The organism is Mannheimia kashgarensis (genome assembly GCF_041807705.1).
Taxonomy (GTDB): Bacteria; Pseudomonadota; Gammaproteobacteria; order Enterobacterales; family Pasteurellaceae; genus Mannheimia.
Map to the genome: position 1 here is coordinate 1 of NZ_JBGTYY010000009.1, position 19,842 is coordinate 19,842.

General features: G+C 39.3%; 18 protein-coding genes, 4 tRNA genes and 2 pseudogenes. 10 read left to right on the forward strand and 14 right to left on the reverse strand.

The genetic code is table 11. The annotated features are described in order from the left end of the window. The 14 genes and pseudogenes from ACERCF_RS05515 to gloA2 form a co-directional block, all read right to left on the reverse strand. Positions 1-164, reverse strand: a pseudogene (locus ACERCF_RS05515) (IS1595 family transposase); the annotation flags it as partial. A gap of 165 nt (positions 165-329) precedes the next feature. After that, positions 330-1,766, reverse strand: a complete 1,437-nt coding sequence (locus tag ACERCF_RS05520; RefSeq protein WP_373624921.1) for an HlyD family type I secretion periplasmic adaptor subunit — start codon at positions 1,764-1,766, stop codon at positions 330-332. Positions 1,767-1,777: 11 nt separating this feature from the next. Then, positions 1,778-3,904, reverse strand: coding sequence for a type I secretion system permease/ATPase (locus tag ACERCF_RS05525; RefSeq protein ID WP_373624922.1), 2,127 nt, complete (start codon positions 3,902-3,904; stop codon positions 1,778-1,780). 74 nt (positions 3,905-3,978) lie between these two features. Beyond that, positions 3,979-6,840: an RTX family hemolysin gene (locus tag ACERCF_RS05530; protein WP_373624923.1), complete on the reverse strand. Its 2,862-nt coding sequence runs from the start codon at positions 6,838-6,840 to the stop codon at positions 3,979-3,981. Positions 6,841-6,858: 18 nt separating this feature from the next. Continuing rightward, complete coding sequence (locus ACERCF_RS05535; protein WP_373624924.1) at positions 6,859-7,359, reverse strand: toxin-activating lysine-acyltransferase; 501 nt, start codon at positions 7,357-7,359, stop codon at positions 6,859-6,861. 375 nt (positions 7,360-7,734) lie between these two features. Next, entirely contained in the window at positions 7,735-8,601 is an 867-nt protein-coding gene (locus ACERCF_RS05540; protein WP_373624925.1) for a VirK/YbjX family protein, read from the reverse strand. A 75-nt stretch (positions 8,602-8,676) separates the two neighbouring features. After that, on the reverse strand, positions 8,677-9,999 hold the full coding sequence (gene hslU / locus ACERCF_RS05545) for an HslU--HslV peptidase ATPase subunit (protein WP_373610212.1): 1,323 nt from the start codon (positions 9,997-9,999) through the stop codon (positions 8,677-8,679). Between the two features lie 146 nt (positions 10,000-10,145). Then, positions 10,146-10,667 (reverse strand): ATP-dependent protease subunit HslV, encoded by a 522-nt coding sequence (gene hslV, locus ACERCF_RS05550; RefSeq protein ID WP_373624926.1) that lies wholly within the window; start codon positions 10,665-10,667, stop codon positions 10,146-10,148. Between the two features lie 132 nt (positions 10,668-10,799). After that, a complete protein-coding gene (locus ACERCF_RS05555) occupies positions 10,800-11,303 on the reverse strand; it encodes a cytochrome b (protein WP_373624927.1) in 504 nt (167 codons plus the stop codon). Between the two features lie 73 nt (positions 11,304-11,376). After that, positions 11,377-12,108 (reverse strand): DNA/RNA nuclease SfsA, encoded by a 732-nt coding sequence (sfsA, locus tag ACERCF_RS05560; protein ID WP_373624928.1) that lies wholly within the window; start codon positions 12,106-12,108, stop codon positions 11,377-11,379. Positions 12,109-12,146: 38 nt separating this feature from the next. Beyond that, a complete protein-coding gene (locus ACERCF_RS05565) occupies positions 12,147-12,470 on the reverse strand; it encodes a type II toxin-antitoxin system PemK/MazF family toxin (protein WP_373610208.1) in 324 nt (107 codons plus the stop codon). Further along, positions 12,458-12,697, reverse strand: coding sequence for an AbrB/MazE/SpoVT family DNA-binding domain-containing protein (locus tag ACERCF_RS05570; protein ID WP_373610207.1), 240 nt, complete (start codon positions 12,695-12,697; stop codon positions 12,458-12,460). Before ACERCF_RS05570 ends, ACERCF_RS05565 begins: the two co-directional genes overlap by 13 nt. A 35-nt stretch (positions 12,698-12,732) precedes the next feature. Next, positions 12,733-13,614 carry a DMT family transporter gene (locus ACERCF_RS05575; RefSeq protein ID WP_373624929.1) on the reverse strand — a complete coding sequence of 294 codons (882 nt, stop codon included), beginning with the start codon at positions 13,612-13,614 and terminating at the stop codon, positions 12,733-12,735. Continuing rightward, positions 13,615-14,018 (reverse strand): annotated as a pseudogene (gloA2, locus tag ACERCF_RS05580) (SMU1112c/YaeR family gloxylase I-like metalloprotein). Positions 14,019-14,229: 211 nt separating this feature from the next. Here gloA2 and ACERCF_RS05585 point away from each other — a divergent pair. The 10 genes from ACERCF_RS05585 to ffh all read left to right on the forward strand — a co-directional run bounded on the left by ACERCF_RS05585 (position 14,230) and on the right by ffh (position 19,806). Next, entirely contained in the window at positions 14,230-14,487 is a 258-nt protein-coding gene (locus ACERCF_RS05585) for a hypothetical protein (RefSeq protein WP_373624930.1), read from the forward strand. A 17-nt stretch (positions 14,488-14,504) separates the two neighbouring features. After that, the gene (locus ACERCF_RS05590) at positions 14,505-14,774 is read left to right on the forward strand and encodes an NGK_0946 family protein (RefSeq protein ID WP_373624931.1); all 270 of its coding nucleotides are present in this window, start codon (positions 14,505-14,507) and stop codon (positions 14,772-14,774) included. A gap of 133 nt (positions 14,775-14,907) precedes the next feature. After that, on the forward strand, positions 14,908-16,047 hold the full coding sequence (mutY, locus tag ACERCF_RS05595) for an A/G-specific adenine glycosylase (protein WP_373610201.1): 1,140 nt from the start codon (positions 14,908-14,910) through the stop codon (positions 16,045-16,047). Between the two features lie 10 nt (positions 16,048-16,057). Beyond that, positions 16,058-16,327, forward strand: a complete 270-nt coding sequence (locus tag ACERCF_RS05600) for an oxidative damage protection protein (protein ID WP_373610200.1) — start codon at positions 16,058-16,060, stop codon at positions 16,325-16,327. A gap of 18 nt (positions 16,328-16,345) precedes the next feature. Then, a complete protein-coding gene (gene mltC / locus ACERCF_RS05605) occupies positions 16,346-17,443 on the forward strand; it encodes a membrane-bound lytic murein transglycosylase MltC (RefSeq protein WP_373610199.1) in 1,098 nt (365 codons plus the stop codon). Positions 17,444-17,574: 131 nt separating this feature from the next. Continuing rightward, positions 17,575-17,650 (forward strand) — tRNA-Phe (locus ACERCF_RS05610). Between the two features lie 5 nt (positions 17,651-17,655). Further along, a tRNA-Asn gene (locus ACERCF_RS05615) sits at positions 17,656-17,731 on the forward strand. A gap of 167 nt (positions 17,732-17,898) precedes the next feature. Then, positions 17,899-17,974: transfer RNA gene (locus ACERCF_RS05620), tRNA-Phe, on the forward strand. Positions 17,975-17,979: 5 nt separating this feature from the next. Beyond that, a tRNA-Asn gene (locus ACERCF_RS05625) sits at positions 17,980-18,055 on the forward strand. 347 nt (positions 18,056-18,402) lie between these two features. Next, positions 18,403-19,806: a signal recognition particle protein gene (gene ffh, locus ACERCF_RS05630; RefSeq protein WP_373610198.1), complete on the forward strand. Its 1,404-nt coding sequence runs from the start codon at positions 18,403-18,405 to the stop codon at positions 19,804-19,806. Positions 19,807-19,842 lie beyond the last annotated feature (36 nt).

Below are 19,842 nucleotides of genomic sequence, written 5' to 3' on the forward strand. Positions count from 1 at the left end.
TAAATGGTGTTCAATGACCAGCCTAATTTTGTGGTAAAACAGGGCTGCCGTATTGGGTTGAATACCTAATAAATCAGCAGCGGTTCTAGCGGTCACTTCAGCAACAAAAAATTCAAGAAGCTTTTCTGCAAAGATTTCTTTAATTTACAATGGGTTATCTTCATTTTTGTAGTATAGCAGTGATGCTAATCTACTACAGCCCCTTAGTAATTTTTAGTTAGAACTATTTGTTATAAAAGTGTAAAAAGTTTAGCTTTTTTGACCACTTGTGGACTAAAAATAAAGCCATAAAAACTCAAAATGGCTTTTATGGCTTTGTTTAGGTGCGATTAGCGTTCCCTTAAACTTTCCGTGACAGATTCTTCTAGTGGGCTGAGTAAATAACTCATTACACTCCGTTCACCGGTTTTGATTTCAGCAATTATTGTCATACCTGAACTCAAATCAATTTTTCGCCCATCAGGCGATGTTAGATTCTTCTTATCTATAGTCATTGTTGCATTAAAAACTAAGCCTACATTAGGTTGCTCGATTGCATCCGGACTAATATGTTTAATTCGACCGGTTAGATAACCATAGCGTGTATAAGGGAAAGTTTCCACTTTAATAATCACTTCTTGCCCTGCCGTTACAAAGCCAATATCTTTGTTTTGGACAAGAGCGGTTGCTTCCAACACATCATCTTCCGGCACAATGATCATCAAGGTTTCAGCAGTCGTAACAACACCTCCTACGGTATGAATTTTCAGTTGCTGAACCGTACCAGAAATCGGCGCTCTAATCATAGAGGCTTGCTTACGCTGATTATTTTTTTCTAATTCAAGCCGAAGTTGACGCTCATTTTCAATATGCTGTTTTAATTTTTCTAATACATCGCTTTTAAAGAATTGCGTGATCAATTCAAGTTCTTCTTTTACATTGAGTAGATCATTTTCTAATTCATTTAATTTTGAGCGATAAACAGCTAGCTCATTCTGAGCCTCAATTAATTTATTTTCTTGCGCAAGAAGTTCGTGCTTAGATAAAGACTTCTGTTTATAAAGTGTCTTAAAGTCTTTTAATTTTTCTTGTTCAATACGTGTTGCACCTTCATATTTACGGACATAGGCAAATATTGTTTGTTTTTCAGCCTCTTTACGCTTATACGCTAAAGTTTTCTGTGTTTTTTGTTTTTGCCAAGTGGTGTATTGCTCCTCAATTAAGTGTTTAATACGTAGTCGATCTTCTTCCGATGAATCTTTAAATTCGGTTCTAGATAAATCAATCACCGGCAAGGACTCTTTTTCAATGGCAGTAAGCAAAGTTTGGTAGCGATAGCTCTCCAGTTTAGCTAAAGAAAGTGAAGCAATGGTCTTTTTGATATCTGCATCAGAACCCAATGCAGTTAAGCTGACTAATAATTGCCTTTTTTCCACAAACTGCCCATCTTTAACGAAAATTTCTTGTACAATGGCGTTTTCAATCGGTTTAATTTCTTTACTTCTGCCACTAAAAGTTAATTTACCAGGAGCAGTCGCCACAATTTCAACTTTGCTTACACTGGCAAGCACAATTGCCACAACTAAAAATAGCATAATCAAATAAGCAATTAGACGTGGTTTTTTAGAAACCGGGGTTTCAATCAGTTCTAAATGTGCTGGTAAAAATTCACTTTCGTCTTTTTTTCTGTTTGGGTGGTCTAATTCTTTACGAATTTTCCATACTTCTGCCCAAATGTTTTTATAGCGTAGGAAAAATTCATAAATACCACTAAGCCATATTTTCATTGTTTTCCTTCTTAATTAAGTTGTAATTGGTGTAAGTAGGAATAAAGTCCGTTACTGTTTTGCAGTAATTCGTGGTGCTTGCCTTGCTCAACAATTTCCCCCTTTTCCATTACAATAATTCGATCCGCATTTTTGACGGTCGATAAACGATGTGCAATCAAAATCACGGTTCTGCCTTGGCATATTTTTTGCATATTTTGCATAATAATATGCTCAGATTCGTAATCGAGGGCACTGGTTGCCTCATCAAAAATCAGGATTTTCGGGTTGTTTACCAAAGCTCGAGCAATCGCAATCCGTTGGCGTTGCCCGCCTGAAAGCCCCGCTCCTTGTTCACCCACAATGGTGTTATAACCTTCACGCAATTCTGAAATAAAATCGTGAGCCCCTGCTAATTTTGCTGCATAAATTACTCGCTCCATTGGCATTCCTGGATCTGATAGCGCAATATTTTCTCGGATACTGCGGTTTAATAACACATTATCTTGCAGCACTACACCTATTTGACGGCGTAGCCAGTTTGGATCAGCTAAGGCTAGATCATGTCCATCAATCAAAACCTGCCCATTTTCAGGAATATAAAAACGTTGCAGTAATTTAGTCAGAGTACTTTTGCCTGAACCGGAACGTCCAACAATCCCAATCACTTCTCCTTGCCTAATTTCTAAATTCACATTATTTAAAATAGTTGGTGCATCTGGTTTATATCTAAAGCGGATATTTTTAAATGAGATATCGCCTTTTATTTCTGGTAGTGATAACTTTCCTTGATATTGCTCTGTTGGAGAGTTTAAAACATCACCTAAGCGAGTGACGGAAATCCCAACTTGTTGGAAATCTTGCCAGAGCTGAGCTAACCGAATCACCGGTGCAATCACTTGTCCTGACAGCATATTAAAGGCAATTAATTGTCCAATACTAAGATCGCCTGAAATAACTAAGTGTGCCCCTAACCAAAGGTTAATCACCATAACGGTTTTTTGAATAAGTTGTACACCTTGTTGCCCAATGGTTGCTAATACGGTGACACGGAAACTTGATGAAACATAGCTTGCCAGCTGTTTATCCCATGTATCAGTCATTTGTGGAGCAACCGCCATCGCTTTAATCATATTGATGGCTGTTACCGACTCAACTAAGAATGCTTGGTTATCAGCACTTCGGGCAAATTTATCATCTAGACGTCGTCGCAAAATTGGACTGATAAAAATAGACCACAATATATAGAAAGGTAATGAGCCAAGAATAACAAGAGTCAACTTCGGACTGTAATACCACATCACGGCAAAGAAGATAAAAGAGAATAATAAATCTAGAAAAGAAGTTAATGCTTGCCCTGTGAGAAAATTTCGAATTTGATCTAATTCTCTAACCCTAGCGACTGTATCTCCAACTCGTCTGTTTTCAAAATAAGAAATGGGTAGTGATAATAAATGTCGAAATAATTTAGCGCCTAATTCAACATCAATACGGCTAGTGCTATGAGAAAAAACATAGGTTCTCAAACCACTTAGTACAATTTCAAAGATGATCACAATAGCTAAGGCAACCGTAATGATATTCAAGGTTGAAAAACCTCGATGCACCAGTACTTTATCCATAACAACTTGGAAAAATAGCGGTGTAATTAGGGCAAAAATTTGCAAAAAGATCGAAACAATCAAGGTTTCTAGAAAGATCTTTCGGTATTTGATCACTGCCGGAATAAACCAGGTGAAATCGAACTTTGCTAGTTGACCTACTACGGAAGCTCTAGATGTGACCAAAATTAATTGCCCTTGATAGCAGGCTTCAAATTCGTCTTGTGACAGAATTTGTGGGGCATCTTGTTCCAAATTGTAAGTTAAATAGCGGTTATTATCAGTATCCACTTTTACCAATAAAAAATGTTTACCGTTATCTTGCCAAGCTAATGCAGGTAAATTCACCAAGTGTAAGCGAGAAATCTCTTTTTTAATGTGTTTCGCTTTCAACGCTAACGATTTTGCGGCTAAAAGCCAAGAGGTTAAAGAAAGCCCTTTTCCGTCAAGATCAAATTTATGTTTTATTTCTTCCGGATTAAGCGAAATATTATGGTATTGTGCCAACATAGTGAGGGCAACTAAACCAAGATCATTCCTTTGATGGTTAGCTTCCATATTGTCTCCTTTTATAAAATAAAACGGCAACTCCATAATGTGCGAAACAATATAGAGTTGCCAATCATTAAAAATTAAGCTGCTCTAGCAAATTGAATAGAAGATAAACTCGGATCCAACATTGAAGTTGGGCTCGCTAATACATTTCTCGAATCATTAGACGAGGTAAATGCACTTGCAGATGAGATTAACTTATCTAAACTGTTTGATGCATCTCGGCTATATTTGAGTAATTGATAGTTATCCACAACTTTTGTCAGTTCACTCTGAGCGATTTTACCGTTACCTTTTTCGATAAGTTCATCCACTTGCTTCGAGGTAATCCGTTCACCATTTTGACCGATAATCTCTTCAATTTTATCGTCTCTTGTTGCAACATAATTTTGAATTGTTTTTGCAAACTCTGCTTCACGGAACCAGTTTTGAATGGTGACTTTTTCCTGCTTGGTATTAGTAATCACAAGGTGGTGATTTACTTTCTCAAAGGTTAAATCTTTTAGATTTGAGTCAGAGAATGATAATTTATCATTACCTTCCGATTCAGTAATTGAATCATTACCATCGCCTTGACGGTGAACGAAAATATCATCGCCTTTGCCACCGTGTAATAGGTCGTTGCCTTTACCGCCATCGATAAAGTCATCACCATTTCCACCATCGATAATATCATCGCCTTTACCACCAAATAAGCGGTCATTGCCGTCGTTACCGTCAATAGTATCGACACCATCACCACCATTAAAGGCATCATTGAACTTACTACCTTTAAAAATATCGTTATGTGATGTACCGATAATTTCTTCAACAGCTTTCAAGGTATCTTTGGTGTAATAACCGGCATGGTGCTGGTTATTGCTATGACGATATTCAATTTTTTCTTCACGGTTGCCCACTAATGCGGTGTGAGTTGAAGTCACTTCGTGTAATGCTTTACCGCTTTCTACGAAACGATTTACGGTATAACTACCTTGCTCGGTCTCTTTGGTTGCATCAATAGTTAAAGCACCATAGTTTCCGCGGCTATAGTGAACTCGGTCGTAACCTTCACCGCCATCAATTTCTGTAGTACCTGAGCCAACAAATACATTGTCATCGCCATCACCTAATGTTGCAACAATCTTCGTTTCTTTGGTTTTAATAACATTCTCAGCATGATCCAACTCAACACCAATTCGCTGAACGACATTCGTTAAATCAAATGTTGAGCTCGCTGCGCCATCTTTAATTTGCCAGCTATCTACTCGGTTAATATGAAGTTTAGTAATATACTCATATTTACCCGTCTGCACTCGCTCGCGTTTTTCTGTTCCCGGAGTTAATAACGGTGTCCGGAATAAAATATGCTGTGTTTTCGCTTCTCCAGTGTTACTAACATCAATAATCCCTTTCGCAGAATCTAATTGCACTAATTTATCCGCTTTAAGATGTTGACCTTCTTCAAAGGCATCAACATAGGCTTTCCCGCTAAGTACTTTTTCACCTAGACGACTGATACCAGCTAAATCACCTATATTACTATCCCATTGTTGCTGAGTAATTGCAATTACACGCTCGGCTTGTAATTCTTTATTTAAGTTCAATAAGAATTTCATATTATCTTGTAAATTCGCAAGATAACGGGCATCGTAACCATTTTCAAAGTAGTTTTTACCACCATTATTCTTTTCCCATTCTACAATTTTGTTATGAATTTTATTCGCAACGTGTTCAAACATTGCTTGTTTAGAGTATTGCAGAATAGTAGAAATTACACCGGTAATCCCAGATACTAATAAGGCAATCGGTGAAGCAATAACCGAGCCGGCTGCCGCAGCAGACACACCACCGGCAATAGCAGCCAATGCGGTATTAATTGCAGTCACCGATGCATCAATAGTTCCTGTTCCACGCTGATATTCCGCTAATAAATTATCACCGTCATAGCCTAATTTTTTAAAGCGTTCAGCATAGCTCTCTAAACTTTTTGCGTGATTAAATTTATCGGCAATACCGGCAAATGCTAATGGGCTAATCGCAAGAGAAACAGTAGAAGCAATTAAAGCAGCCACAGGCCCGGTTGAAGATAAACCTGCTGCAACACGTTGGGCTAAAATGTAAGAAGAAACGGCTTTGGTAATATTACCAACAACTTGGTTTGCCAATTCAAAACCCGCACCTACTTTTCTTGATGTTGAAGCATTTTTATCTGCAAGTACAAGTGCAGCTGTTGCACCCGACAGTAAGCCAGATACGACATCTAAACCAAGGCTGGTTTTATCAAAACCACTCAGACCTTTTAGTTTATCGCCAAGAGAACTTAACCCTTTAACGTTTTGTAGTTTTGAACCAAGTTGATTAATTTGATCACCAAAGGCGTCTAGCGTTTTGACCGAGTTAGCAATATTTTCGATCAATGAGTTGGTTAACTCTAAACCAGCTTTAGCAAGTGTCAGCTCATTACTGTTTTTTTGTAATGCCTCATCTAAATCCATGCCAGCCAATACCGAGCCTAAAATAGATTGAATACCAGATAATACGGTTTTTGCATTACTAAAACCTTTTGTAAGATTTTCTGCAGAACCAATCGCTTGACCTACTTTAGTTTTCTGAAGCAACTTGTCAAGCTGAGGGGCTGACAACACAATACCACGCTCAGTTAAACCCAGTACATTTTGAATTGTGCCCAAACTGGTTTGTGCTTTTGCAATGTCGTTTCCCTCCTCTTTTTGCACTTCAATACCTAACTCTTGGGCTGCTTTAACCAAATCCTGTAAGCCATTGCCTTTCTCGGTATCATATTGATAATCTTTTGGAATGTAGAGGATGATTTTTTTAGCCCCGGTTTTTAAAGATTGCCCTGCTTTAGCTAATGATTGTCCTGTTCTATTTAAACTGGATTTGGTAGTAAGCCACGAATTTCTTAGGTTTGTTGAAATATTAGTAAATTTATTACCCATAAGGGATATCTCCTTCTATTATTTAATAAAATTAAATTCATTTTTAAGTGCTGTTGCCAGCTCTTCTTGATATTTATCAAAACGTTCTTTTGCTGTTTTTTTATCTAATTTACCTCCTTTGAAATAAGCAATTTTTCCTACTGATTTTTGATTTGGTTGGAAGCGTATAGATCTGACGAGTGTATCAGCATATTTCTGACACATTTTTTTATAAAGTAATTGAGAATGTCCGAATGGTGCGACCCAATCAATAATCCAACGTCTATCGCCAGACTGCCATTCCTCCGGTGTTAATGAACTAATATCCTTAATATATTTAACCTCCGTATCAAGATTTAAATCCGCCCAACTACAGTAGGCGACCGGAACTCCATCATCAACAAGTAGCATATACTGTTCATTTTCAATTGCCGGAATTACATTGCGTGCCAGTAGCTCACAACTCCATTCCCTATGAAGAGGTGAACTCATCCATAACCAAGTAATGTTTCCCAATAGATTAAAGTAATGTTGATTCATATTTTGCACTCGATAACTATTCTTAATTAGGGGGCGGATTATAGCATAATATATCAACCTTACTATCTAATTATATATAGCATTTTTTATCGTTTTTATTGATTTAATTATATTTTTGTCTTTCATATGCAAAGATTGGAAAATAAAATGTTTTAAAGTTATACAAAATGTAGGGAAATTAAACAAAATAATTACATTGTAAAATCAATGTAACATATGCTTTTCATTTTGTTTAAGATGATTGAATAATTTTATAATGCAGAGGAAAAGTTATAAGAAAATCTATAATAACGAGATGAGATATATAAATTGCAAGCGGTCAAAATCTACAAATTTTTGACCGCTTGTATATTGAGTTGCGTTTATAAACTTAAGTTAGCATCCGGCTCTAATCATCAGTTCCATCGTTTGTTTTAAATGAGCCAGCATTTCATAACGCTTGCGATACATTGAGCGTTTTTTGCTTGGAATTTCATCTATTTTTTTACTTTCCAATTCAAGCGACAACTGCCAATAATTTCCCGGCTTTCCGCCCGACTCAGCAAAAATAGCATCATAATCCACCACATAGCGTTTACTTTGCACCCAGCGGGATTTGTTCTGATATTTCTGTGGAATGCCTAGCAAACTCTGATAACCAAGAACAGCCGTTAAAGCCTTCATCGCTTCAACCATTAAATAGGCCGGGCGTAAGCCGTGACAACTTTTGGTTAATTGTTTCACCAGCTCTTTTGAACCCTCAAAATTCGGACCTTGAATTACGGCTATCAACAAGGCTTCATCTAACTTACCAAATGTTAATAAATAAACTAACTGATCGGTCGGCTTGTGGCGAAGTTCTAATGCCCAAAACCCCTCCATCGGCTGATATTCATTGATGTTAAGCCATAACTCAAAATCTGCAATAATTTCCCCGAAATTAACCGCTTGTTGCCATAAAGGTGGCAGATGAGCCAATTTTTGCGGTAAAAACAGCAAATTATCACAAATCTTTTGCAAACGTTGTTTTGCACTAAACCGCTTATCTAAAAAGCGGTGAGCCACAGGGTAACTGTAATTCGGTCTGGCATTTAAGAGCGGAATTAGCTGCGGATGCTGTGCAACAAACTGTTCAAATTGATTGATTTTGGAGCGATGTAACCAAGAATGGAGGTGGTAACGAAACCGTTTCCCTGCATAAGATTTCTTTCCCCGATTCGGATAAAGCGATTGTGCAGCAGGCCATTTGTATAGATTTTTCATTTTTATAACTAACAATATGAAAAGCGGTTAATTCGCAAAATTTTTCGCTAAAATAACCGCTTGTATAACTTAAAACTACAAAATAAAGCGACTTAAATCTTCGTTTTCCACCACGTCATTTAAGGCTTCAGAAACGTAATTTTCATCAATTACAATCTTCTCGCCACGACGTTCACTTGCATCGAAAGAGATACCGTCCATCAAGCGTTCAAGCACAGTGTGTAAACGTCTTGCCCCGATGTTTTCGGTTTTCTCGTTCACACGGAATGCACTTTCCGCAATGCGGCTAATCCCCTCTTTGGTAAACTCAATTTCAACGCCTTCGGTTTTCATTAGCTCACGATATTGTAGCGTTAATGAAGCGTTCGGCTCGGTTAAAATTCGCTCGAAATCTTCTTTGGTTAGCGATTTTAATTCTACACGAATTGGTAAACGCCCTTGTAACTCTGGCAATAAATCTGATGGACGAGCCACTTGGAACGCACCCGAGCAGATAAATAGAATGTGGTCGGTTTTCACCATACCGTGTTTGGTGTTTACCGTTGATCCTTCGATGATTGGCAGTAAATCACGCTGCACCCCTTCACGAGAAACATCGCCGCCTGAGTGTTCGCCTTTTTTACAGATCTTATCGATCTCATCAATAAACACGATCCCGTGCTGTTCTACCGCTTCGATCGCTTGCTGTTTTAGCTCTTCAGGATTAACCAATTTTGCCGCTTCTTCGTCTAGCATAATTTTTAACGCATCTTTAATTTTCATTTTGCGTTTTTTGGTTTTGTTTGGCGACATTCCCTCAAATAAAGATTGAAGTTGTGAGGTCATCTCTTCCATACCCGGTGGGGTCATAATTTCTACACTCACTTGAGCGGCAACATCAATTTCGATCTCTTTATCGTCTAGTTGACCTTCACGCAATTTTTTGCGGAATGTTTGGCGGGTGGAATTATTATCTGATTCCTGCACATTTCCCCACTGATCTTTCGCAGGTGGTAATAACACATCTAAAATGCGATCTTCCGCCGCATCTTGGGCTCGCATTTTATTTTTTTCGACCGCTTGTTGGCGGACTAATTTCATCGACACATCAGCTAGATCACGGATAATCGAATCCACTTCTTTACCCACATAGCCCACTTCAGTGAATTTGGTTGCCTCAACTTTGATAAACGGGGCATTGGCAAGTTTCGCCAAACGGCGGGCAATTTCGGTTTTACCCACACCCGTTGGACCAATCATTAAAATATTTTTTGGGGTTACTTCTTGGCGAAGATCTTCAGGTAATTGCATTCTTCTCCAGCGGTTACGCAATGCGATTGCCACCGCACGTTTTGCATCTTTTTGTCCGATAATATGAGCGTCTAATTCAGAGACGATTTCACGAGGGGTCATTGACATATATTTTGTTCCTTATTAAGTAGTTCCCCTCTTTAGAAAAGAGGGGTTAGGGGAGATTTGATGACAATTTTAAAATTCCGTATGAGGATCAGTTACTTCTGCCAAATCTCCCCCTGCCCCTCTTTGCTAAAGAGGGGATTAAAAATTTAAATCTCTTCCACAACGTGATTGTGGTTGCTGTAAATATCAATATCGCCAGCAATTTTTAAGGCTTCGGCAACAATCTCTTTTGCCGATAAATTGTTTTCTGTGCGAAGTAACGCAAGAGCAGCTGCCTTAGCGTAGTTTCCGCCGGAGCCGATAGCCAGTACATCTTGTTCGGGTTCAATTACATCGCCTGAGCCTGAAACCAGTAAGAACTCGCTTTCATTTGCCACGATCATCATCGCTTCTAAACGGCGTAAAGCACGCTCGGTACGCCACTCTTTTGCCAGTTCTACCGCAGATTTCACTAAATGACCTTGATGTAATTCTAGCTTTTTCTCAAATAAATCACGCAAAATAAAGGCATCAGCAGTTGAGCCTGCAAAGCCTGTAACCACTTTGTCTTTATATAAACGGCGAACTTTGCGCACTGTGCCTTTTTCAATGCAGTTTCCGAGTGTTGCCTGACCATCGCCGCCGATAGCCACTTTTCCATCTTTTCGCACGCATACAATCGTTGTCATTTTAAATCCTTCTTTTTAGAAAACTTTCGCTTATATGGGGATCATTCTCTACATTTCAATTACAAGCGGTCGTTTTTGCTGAATTTTTTACAAAAAAATAGCTTGAATTTCTTCAAGCCATCTTATTTTATGTTAGTGGGTCATACGGTTTAAAATCTTTTTACCTTTGATTTGGTGGTAAATCGCCATCACAATATGACCAGCCGATAACACAAACAATGCCCACGCTAGTTCTCCGTGAAAATTGTTGCCAAGATTTACCGCCCATTCGATTTTTTCGGCTGAACCTTCCATCACATTCACGCCAAATACTTCTAACGGGCCTCGTGCTGCACCGTATTGGCGAATTAAAGCGATTGTAGGAACTGCAATCATTAAAACATAAAGAGCAAAATGCCCTAAAGTAACAAAAATATTATCAGGTTCTGGGCGGTTATTGCGGTTGATGATTGCCCAAATCACACGAATGATGATGAGCAACATTAAAATCGCCCCAACAGATTTGTGATAAGGCAGCCATTCACGAAACGCTTCTCCCTGAAGCCCTGTATAAAGCATAAAACCAAAGCAAATTGCCATTGCCCAATGTAACGTACGGCTAATTGTACCGTAAACTTGTGAATTGTCTGAACGCATAAATTTTCCTAGTAAATGTTTGGGGCGAAGTATAATCAAAAAAATAATTTCGTACAGATTTTATTCTCGATTATTACAATTTTTTACTCAACACCATTCCTTGCGGTTTACCATTTTCTAATTGTATTTCGACTTTATAGGTTAAAACTTTCACATTTTGATGTTGAGCGTTCTCAAGCAATGCTGCGTATTTAGGGTCGATCTGTTTTGCGACCTCAAACTTATCAATACCTGTGTGCAAAATAGCGAAAAAAATGACCGCTTGTTGCCCTTCTCCAGCAATCTTTGTGAGCTCTCGTAAGTGCTTTTGCCCTCGTTCGGTTTTCGCATCAGGGAACATTCCAACCCCATTTTCAGTTAAAAGAGTGGTGGACTTCACTTCCACAAAGCAATCCTGCAAGCGGTCAGATTTTAGTAAAAAATCGACACGGCTGTTTTCGCTACCATATTTTTGTTCGGGCAGAATGTGTTGATAATCGGCAAGCTCGCTAATCCACTGATTTTCCAATGCTTCTTGTACCAGTTGATTTGCCCTTAGCGTATTCACACAAATAAAATCGCCTGTTTGGGTTTGGGTTTGGGTTTGGGTTTGGGTTTGGGTAAGCTCCCAAGTGTGGGTATATTTACGTTTGGGGTTATCAGAGGTAGAAAACCACACCCTATCGCCCACATTTGCACAGCCTATCATCGCCCCTGTATTCGGGCAGTGAATAGTAATTTGCTCGCCATTAGCGAGTTGGATATCGGCAAGAAAACGTTTATAACGGCGAAGTAAAATGCCGCTGGAAAGAGGTGGAAACTGCATTGGTAAAAAATCCTGTAAATATGACCGCTTGTAGAAAGCTACTCTGCAAACATTTCTTGCAATACAGAGAGCAATTTGGATAGGGTTCGGCTGTCAAGCTCCCCAAGTTTTTTGACTAAGCGAGCTTTATCCACCACACGAATTTGTTCGGGCAAAATCAAGCCCGATTTCCCTTGAAAATCAACAGGAATACGGAAAGGGGCTGGGCGGCTTCCTGTTGTCATGGGTGCGATAAGGGCGGTGCGTAAATGGTTGTGAATTTCTGGCGGAGAAACAATCACACAAGGACGAGTTTTTTGTATTTCACTGCCGATGGTTGGGTCAAGATTGATTAAATAAATATCGCCTCTTACCATACCCATTCGTCCTCAATATCATCAGGAAAATCAAGTAATTGATCGTCATTATGTTGTGCTATTTGCTGTGCAGCAACCGCCCACCCAGCACGGGAAGATTTGGGAGCAGAAAGCACAATTTTATTATCTTCTACTTTCATATCGAGCCTATCTTCTAAGCCCAACTGCAATAAAACTGCTTTTGGAATAATAACCGCTTGGGAATTACCGACTTTGCGTAACGTTACCTGCATATCGCCTCCTTATGTAATAACAAAGTTATTATAGTTTATTGAGCAGTGTTACTCAATCGCTGATATTTTTTCATCATCGGCAAGAATACCGAAAGTAATGCGGTGCAAATTACGATAATAATGCCAATCCAAGTGATAAGGCTTAGTTGCTCCGATAAAAAGACTAATGCCATTAACAACCCGAACACAGGCTCAAGGGCGAGCAAAATACCAGCGAGAATAGGGGAAGATTGGCTAATGCCTTTGTTCCAGAGTAACATTGCCAGCAGACTACAAATGATGCCAAGATAAGCCACGCTTGCCCAAGCCGAAAGGCTTGTTGGTAATTGCCAATCTGTTGTAAACAGTAAGGTAATAGGTAATGCGGTTATTGCACCTTGAACTAACATCACATAAGTTAAATCTGTGACTTTAACGGATTGTAAAATGTCTTTACTGAGATACATTCCGACAATAAAACTCAAACTGCCTAAGGTGACGAGCAATAGCCCTAGTACATTGATTGAACCGTTGTCATCGCTTCCTGCCGCCATAATGAGAATACCTACGCAGGCGAATAAACTTAAGATAAAATCGAGCCTTGTTGCCTGTTTTTTAAAGCAGAAATAGCCCATTAATACCGTTAAAAGCGGATTTAGCCCGAGCAATGCCACGGCACTCGCCGCAGAGGTTAATTTTAAGCCTGAAAATTGTAATATCACACAAAGTGGTAAAGTGAGGAAACTGACCAGCCACACTTTCAGGCTATGCTTTTTAGGGATTTTGGTATAAACACGCACAACAAACGGGAATGCCACTAATGCAGCAAAAGTAAGCCGAATTTGCATAATCTGAATAGGATCAAACTCTGCAACCGCAAATTTCCCAACAATAAAGGAACTCGCCCAAATCAACACAGCAATAAGTAAATACGCCATTTACACCTCATAAAACTCTAATGGTAAATCATCAGGATCACGAAAAAAGGTAAAGCGTTTGCCTGTTACCTCATCGACCCGAATACCCTCGTGCGGTAAATTATGTTGCTCTAAAAAAGCAATAGCTTGCTCAATGCTTTCCACTTTGAATGCCAAATGGCGTAGCCCGCAAGTTTCAGGTGAGGTAAAGCGAGGTGGCGTAACAGGAAAACTAAATAATTCAATTTGCGAGCCGTCTGCAAAACGTAAATCGAGCTTGTAGCTGCTGCGTTCTGAGCGGTAAGTTTCCTCATAATTTCCGCCCCTAAAATCTGGGGGTAGAAATGTTTGGATTTTCCGTAATCGGAAACAATTAACGCAACGTGGTGAAAACCTAAAATGGGAGGTATAAGAGAATATTTCATCGGTATCTTTTAGTCCTTTTTGAGAAAAATTTAGTCAATTAATACATCATATTGAAAAAGCCATTATTTGGGCTCCCAAAATATGTATATCAAATATCGCTTTTTTCTTGGCAAAGTATTGCATTTTTTTTTTTTACAATACTGAAAATTTAACTATAAATTTTAAATGTGGATTTAATAACCAACATTATAATAAAACTTGAGGTTTTTTATGAAAAAACTACTTATTTCTTTAGCTATTTCACTCCCCCTATTAACTGCATGTGCCCCAAGCTATATGCCTAGTGATGCTGAAATCGCAGAACGTCGAGCAAGAGTTCGTGCATTAGATAATGAAGATTACCAAATTCAACGTCAACGTCGCCAAGATGCTATTCAGGATTTAGGAACAATTCAGATGAATGAAGCAGAGGCAATCAATAAATCTTACGAAAATCGTAGCAGACAAACGATTAATATTTTCCGTTAATTTTAGAGGTTTTTAATATGAAAAAATTTGTTGCAACATTAGCTCTTTCTCTATTTCTGGTAGGCTGTGCAAATAATCAAGACATTTTGGCAAAACGTGGCTCAAATGCCTCATTAATTACCGATGCTGAACTGGCTCAAGCAAGAAAACAGCGTGCGAATGAAGTTGAAGAGCGTCAAGCTCAAACAGAACAAGCTGCCGGTATTGCAGGTACTGTGATTATGGGAGCTGGGGCAGTGGGTGCAGCAGCTGGTGCAGTACATTCAGTAATGAGTATTTTTAAATAGGCTTTAGAATTGGAATTGAAGCGGCTTTAACTTAAAGTTAAGCCGCTTTTTATTTGCCTGTATTTTGTAAAATTTTTGGTAAAACTGACCGCTTGCAGTATGATAATTTATTTTCCCGATTTCAAGATTTTTAATGAACAGCAATTCCCCATTTCCTTTAGCGAAAGCAAAAGCTTCCGATCCGTTTGCTAACGATGTTTTAGCTTGGTTTGAGCAATATGGGCGGAAACATTTACCTTGGCAGCAAAATAAAACCCTGTATCAGGTTTGGTTGTCGGAGGTAATGTTGCAACAAACTCAAGTTGCAACAGTTATTCCTTATTTTGCACGTTTTATGGAACGATTTCCCACCGTAATTGACTTAGCTAATGGCTCTATTGATGAAGTGCTGCATTTATGGACGGGCTTGGGCTATTACGCACGGGCAAGAAACTTGCATAAAGCAGCACAGCAAATTCGAGATGAATTTGGCGGCGAATTCCCTACTGCATTTGATGATGTATTGGCATTATCCGGTGTGGGGAGAAGCACGGCAGGGGCGATTTTATCTTCAGTATTAGATGCTCCTCACCCCATTTTAGATGGCAATGTGAAACGTGTGTTAAGCCGCTATTTTGCGGTGGAAGGCTGGGCTGGTGAAAAAGCGGTTGAAAACCAACTTTGGCAGTTAAGCGAAAGCGTTACACCAACCGAGAGAGTAGCAGATTTTAACCAAGCAATGATGGATTTAGGGGCGATGATTTGTACTCACACCAAACCTAAATGTCTGCTCTGCCCATTACAAGAACATTGCCAAACTAATGCAATGCAGGCGTGGGATAAATTCCCAGCCAAGAAACCGAAGAAAACGCTCCCCGAACGCCAAACCTATTTTTTAATTCTGAAAAATGGCTCAAAAGTGTTGTTACAAAAACGGGAAGCAAAAGGCATTTGGGGTGGATTATTTTCCTTTCCACAATTTGAAAGTTTAGAGGCACTTAAGCGGTCAGATTTAGCAGAAAATTTACAAATTTCGCAAAAATTAACGACTTTTAGACACACATTTAGCCATTTTCATTTAGATATCACCCCTATTTTAGTAGAAGTGAATTTGCAAAAAATTGGTGAAAACTCACCGCTTGTAGCAGAAGAAAAGGCAGGAAATTATCTCTCTACTGTATCTTCAGAGGCTGATTATTGGTATGATTTCAGCCAACAGAATGAAATAGGCTTAGCGACACCGGTTAAACGCATTTTAGATGAACTGGCGTTTAGCGTAACAAATGATAATTAAGGATTAGATTATGGCTCGTACCGTATTTTGCGAATACCTAAAACAAGATGCCGAAGGTTTAGACTTTCAACTCTATCCGGGCGAACTCGGCAAACGTATTTTTGATTCTATCAGCAAACAAGCGTGGTCTGAGTGGATCAAAAAACAGACGATGATCGTTAATGAGAAAAAACTCAGTATGATGAATTCGGAACATCGCAAATTACTTGAAGAAGAGATGGTCAATTTCTTGTTTGAGGGTAAAGAAATCATCATTGAAGGCTACAAGCCCGTTGAATAATTCAAGGTTAAATTCAAAATGAAAGAATATGCAAAATATTTGCCTGTAGCGGCAATTATCCCCTTTCTTATTGCCTGTGGAAGCAATAAATCTTCCAGCAGCAAGAAACCAAAATCTACCCGTGTAGATTATTCAAAAGATACCAATGCAATGGATATCTTAACGGGGCAATTCTCTAATAATATTGATGATATTTGGGGCAGTAATGAGCTATTAGTGGCGAGTAAGAAAGACTATGTGAAATATACGGATAAATTCTATACTCGTAGCCATATTTCCTTTGAAGAAGGTGTGATTACCATTGAGACCTTAGGCGATCAAAATCATCTTCGTAATTCCATTGTTCATACTTTATTAATGGGTAGAGACCCTAGAGGTATTGACTTATTTGCTTCAGGCGATGTGCCGATTAGTGCTAATCCATTTTTGAGAGGACAGGTAAAAGATCGATTCGGTCGGGATATTACTAATGTTGCCCTTGCCAATGATTTTGCTACTTATCTTATTCAAAATAAAACCCAAACCCGTCGCTTAAAAAATGGTCGAAATGCGATGTATGTGGCAATTAAAATGGTGGAAGGACACGTTGAAGTGCGTGCAAGACAATATTTACCACTTGTGCGTAAAATGGCGAGACAATATGGTATTGAACCAAGCCTTATTTTAGGGATTATGGAGGTAGAATCTTCTTTCAACCCTTATGCGGTAAGTTATGCAAATGCCATTGGTTTGATGCAGGTTGTGCCTCGTACTGCCGGGCGTGATATTTTTGCACGTAAAGGAATGAGAGGACAGCCAAGCCGTGAATATCTCTACAATCCATCGAATAATATTGATGCAGGTACGCTCTACTTAACTATTTTGCGTGATGAATATTTAGATGGTATTGCTGATCCATTATCGAAACGCTATGCAATGATTTCTGCTTATAACAGTGGAGCCGGCGCAGTATTGCGTGTGTTTGATTCAGACCGCTACTCTGCGATTGATAGAATTAACGATCTTTCGCCTGATGCGGTTTATCGAATTTTAACCACCGCTCACCCATCTTCTCAAGCAAGAAATTATTTAAGAAAAGTAACAACGGCGAGAGAGAAATATCGAAATATTCGATAATGTGTGAATTATGCTGTTTTTTAGCCGAAAAGTATAAAAAAAGCACATTTAAACAGGAGTTTTTTTAAATTCCGCAAAAAGTATTTGACGTTGAGGGCTGAAATCAGCATAATGCACCACGCAACAACGTTGCCTCGATAGCTCAGTCGGTAGAGCAGGGGATTGAAAATCCCCGTGTCGGTGGTTCGATTCCGCCTCGAGGCACCATCAATTCCTCCTTAGTTCAGTCGGTAGAACGGTGGACTGTTAATCCATATGTCGCAGGTTCGAGTCCCGCAGGAGGAGCCATATTCCGAAGCCCTGATAAGAAATTATCGGGGTTTTTACTTTTTATCATTGAACAATCGGTAAGATTGTTCAATTTTTAGTATTATGCGATCAAAAAGGTTAAATTTCTGATAATTATATTTGACGAAGCCCGAAAAAATCAGCATAATGCACCACGCAACAATGTTGCCTCGATAGCTCAGTCGGTAGAGCAGGGGATTGAAAATCCCCGTGTCGGTGGTTCGATTCCGCCTCGAGGCACCATCAATTCCTCCTTAGTTCAGTCGGTAGAACGGTGGACTGTTAATCCATATGTCGCAGGTTCGAGTCCCGCAGGAGGAGCCATATTCCGAAGCCCTGATAAGAAATTATCGGGGCTTTTTCCTTTATGTGTATTTTTACTGTTTTAAATGCTGTGCATAAAATTACAAAAAATTATGTGATTCACTTCTCATTTCTGATACAAACTTGAAAATATCACTTCACTTTCATACATAATTCGGAGTATTATTATCACATATAACAACAAGTAATAATGATTCCTCGAATATCGTCAAATCTTACGGCATAGTTTAATCGCTATGCCGTTTTTTTATCTCTATAATCTACCCGCTTTTTTTTGTATAATGCTCTCAATTTATCGCTTGCAAGCGGTGCTTTTTTTGAAAAAATTTGCAAATTGAGAAGACAATATGTTTGAAAACCTATCCGATAAACTTTCCAAAACGCTGCGTAACATTACCGGCAAAGGTCGTTTAACCGAAGATAATATTAAAGAAACCCTACGTGAAGTGCGTATGGCGTTGCTTGAAGCTGATGTGGCATTGCCTGTGGTGCGTGATTTTATCAACAAAGTAAAAGAGCGTGCGTTAGGTGTTGAGGTAAACAAAAGTTTAACGCCGGGGCAAGAGTTCTTGAAAATCGTCCAAAGCGAATTAGAAACTGCAATGGGCGAGGCGAACGAAGAGCTAAATCTGGCAACCCAGCCGCCTGCTGTGATTCTGATGGCAGGCTTGCAAGGTGCAGGTAAAACCACCTCTGTGGGTAAATTGGCAAAATTTTTAAAAGAACGCCATAAGAAAAAAGTGTTAGTAGTTTCTGCTGACGTTTACCGCCCTGCCGCAATCAAACAGCTTCAAACATTAGCAGAAGCATTGAAAGTTGATTTCTTCCCAACTGAAACCAGTCAAAAGCCTGTTGCTATTGCTGAAGCAGCCCTTAAACACGCAAAACTAAATTTCTTTGATGTGTTGATTGTGGATACCGCAGGTCGCTTACACGTTGATGGCGAAATGATGGAGGAAATCCAACAAATCCACGCTGCATTGAACCCTGTGGAAACGCTCTTTACCGTTGATGCGATGACAGGTCAAGATGCTGCGAACACTGCAAAAGCCTTTAATGAAGCCTTACCATTAACGGGAGTTATTTTAACCAAAGTTGATGGAGATGCTCGTGGTGGTGCGGCACTTTCTATTCGTCAAATTACAGGCAAACCGATTAAATTCTTAGGTGTGGGCGAGAAAACTGATGCTTTAGAGCCGTTCCACCCTGATCGTGTAGCTTCTCGCATTCTCGGTATGGGCGATGTGATGTCTTTAATTGAAGATATTCAGCGTTCGGTCGATCAAGAAAAAGCGGAAAAAATTGCGGCTAAATTCAAAAAAGGCGATGATTTTACCCTTGAAGATTTCCGTGATCAGCTTATTGAGATGAAAAAAATGGGCGGTATGATGTCGATGCTTGATAAATTACCGGGTGCGAAAAACCTGCCTGATCACGTTAAAAATCAAGTTGATGATAAGATGTTCATTAAAATGGAAGCTATCATCAATTCAATGACGTTAAAAGAACGTGCAAATCCTGAGATTATCAAAGGCTCACGCCGCCGCCGCATTGCACTTGGCTCCGGCACACAGGTGCAAGATGTGAATAAACTGCTTAAACAGTTTGACGATATGCAGCGTATGATGAAAAAAATGCGTAAAGGCGGAATGGCGAAAATGATGCGTGGAATGAAAGGGGCTCTCGGCGGATTTGGGGGCGGCGGAATGGGCGGCTTAGGTGGACTAGGCGGAATGTTTGGCAAGCGGTAAGATTTTCGCATTTTTTTGCAAAAACAAAGGCACAAA

Coding starts and splice junctions, on each gene's coding strand:
- ACERCF_RS05520 (WP_373624921.1), bottom strand. CDS start 1,766: ATGAAAATATGGCTTAGTGGTATTTATGAATTTTTCCTACGCTATAAA.
- ACERCF_RS05525 (WP_373624922.1), bottom strand. CDS start 3,904: ATGGAAGCTAACCATCAAAGGAATGATCTTGGTTTAGTTGCCCTCACT.
- ACERCF_RS05530 (WP_373624923.1), bottom strand. CDS start 6,840: ATGGGTAATAAATTTACTAATATTTCAACAAACCTAAGAAATTCGTGG.
- ACERCF_RS05535 (WP_373624924.1), bottom strand. CDS start 7,359: ATGAATCAACATTACTTTAATCTATTGGGAAACATTACTTGGTTATGG.
- ACERCF_RS05540 (WP_373624925.1), bottom strand. CDS start 8,601: ATGAAAAATCTATACAAATGGCCTGCTGCACAATCGCTTTATCCGAAT.
- hslU (WP_373610212.1), bottom strand. CDS start 9,999: ATGTCAATGACCCCTCGTGAAATCGTCTCTGAATTAGACGCTCATATT.
- hslV (WP_373624926.1), bottom strand. CDS start 10,667: ATGACAACGATTGTATGCGTGCGAAAAGATGGAAAAGTGGCTATCGGC.
- ACERCF_RS05555 (WP_373624927.1), bottom strand. CDS start 11,303: ATGCGTTCAGACAATTCACAAGTTTACGGTACAATTAGCCGTACGTTA.
- sfsA (WP_373624928.1), bottom strand. CDS start 12,108: ATGCAGTTTCCACCTCTTTCCAGCGGCATTTTACTTCGCCGTTATAAA.
- ACERCF_RS05565 (WP_373610208.1), bottom strand. CDS start 12,470: ATGGGTATGGTAAGAGGCGATATTTATTTAATCAATCTTGACCCAACC.
- ACERCF_RS05570 (WP_373610207.1), bottom strand. CDS start 12,697: ATGCAGGTAACGTTACGCAAAGTCGGTAATTCCCAAGCGGTTATTATT.
- ACERCF_RS05575 (WP_373624929.1), bottom strand. CDS start 13,614: ATGGCGTATTTACTTATTGCTGTGTTGATTTGGGCGAGTTCCTTTATT.
- ACERCF_RS05585 (WP_373624930.1), top strand. CDS start 14,230: ATGAAAAAACTACTTATTTCTTTAGCTATTTCACTCCCCCTATTAACT.
- ACERCF_RS05590 (WP_373624931.1), top strand. CDS start 14,505: ATGAAAAAATTTGTTGCAACATTAGCTCTTTCTCTATTTCTGGTAGGC.
- mutY (WP_373610201.1), top strand. CDS start 14,908: ATGAACAGCAATTCCCCATTTCCTTTAGCGAAAGCAAAAGCTTCCGAT.
- ACERCF_RS05600 (WP_373610200.1), top strand. CDS start 16,058: ATGGCTCGTACCGTATTTTGCGAATACCTAAAACAAGATGCCGAAGGT.
- mltC (WP_373610199.1), top strand. CDS start 16,346: ATGAAAGAATATGCAAAATATTTGCCTGTAGCGGCAATTATCCCCTTT.
- ffh (WP_373610198.1), top strand. CDS start 18,403: ATGTTTGAAAACCTATCCGATAAACTTTCCAAAACGCTGCGTAACATT.